1 protein-coding gene is annotated in these 1,127 nt (G+C 69.2%); it reads left to right on the top strand.

Going from position 1 to position 1,127, the window contains the following annotated elements; all coding sequences use genetic code 11:
- The first annotated feature begins 175 nt into the window (after positions 1-175).
- The gene (locus IE246_RS27790) at positions 176-1,105 is read left to right on the top strand and encodes an IS110 family RNA-guided transposase (protein ID WP_189995947.1); all 930 of its coding nucleotides are present in this window, start codon (positions 176-178) and stop codon (positions 1,103-1,105) included.
- The last annotated feature ends 22 nt before the right edge of the window (positions 1,106-1,127 follow it).

Below are 1,127 nucleotides of genomic sequence, written 5' to 3' on the forward strand. Positions count from 1 at the left end.
GTGGGTTCCTGTGTGTTTGAAGTGTGCTTTTGTTGGAGCGGGGCGGGAGGCCGTTGGGTTCCCGGTGCGTGACACCCTGATCCGGCACGGCCCCCCGCCCGCCTACTGACTTCCAACCTGAACAGTTGCGCGAGGCCGTTGCAGCGGACCTCACATCACAGGGACAGGCGGAACGATGGTACCAGCTTCGTGGATTGGGATCGACGTGTCGAAGGCGCGTCTTGATGTGTACGACGCGAGCGGAGGCGGCGGGGTGATCGCCAACACCGCGGACGCCCTGGCGGCGGCGAGCGCCGACTGGGCGGAGCGCGGTGTTGGGGTGGCGTTCGAGGCGACCGGCCGCTACGACTTGGCACTGCGGGTTGCGCTGAGGGCGGCCGGGGTGCCGTTCCAGCGCCTGGAGCCGGCTCGGGTGCGCGCCTTCGCCCGGGCGATCGGTCGCCGCGCCAAGACCGACGCGGTGGACGCCCGGGTGATCGCCACCATGGCGTCCAGCCTGGAGGTCGAGGAGCAGGGTGAGCACGATCCGCAGCGCGACCGGCTCGCCTGCCTGACCCGGCGGCGCGACCAGCTGGTTGACCTGCGGACCCAGGAGCGGGTTCGCCGGACCGAGGCCACGCTCGGTGACCCGACCGACAGCTACGAACGGGTGATCGCCCTGCTCGATGCCGAGATCGCCATCTGCCAGCGCCTGATCGATCAGCTGATCCGACGATCCGAGCGGCTGCGACGCCTCGAGTGCCTGCTGCGCTCGATGACCGGCATCGGCCAGGTCACCGCCGCCGTCCTCATCGCCCTGCTGCCCGAGCTCGGCAACCGGTCCGGCAAACGCATCACCGCTCTGGTCGGGCTTGCCCCATACAACTGCGACTCCGGCACCTATCGCGGGATCAGGCGCATCGCCGGCGGGCGCAGCAGGGTGCGGCGCGCCCTCTACATGGCGGCCCTCGTCGCCACCCGACCAAAGGCACCCTTCGCCACCTTCTACAGGCGTCTCCTCGAAGCCGGAAAGCCCCCCAAGGTCGCCCTCATCGCCGTCGCCAGGAAGATCCTGCTCACCCTCAACGCGATGGTCCGTGACGACACCGAATTCCAGGCCGCATGATCGTCGACAACACAGTTGCCGG

The sequence above is a fragment of the Thalassobaculum fulvum genome, assembly GCF_014652915.1.
Lineage (GTDB): Bacteria > Pseudomonadota > Alphaproteobacteria > Thalassobaculales > Thalassobaculaceae > Thalassobaculum_A > Thalassobaculum_A fulvum.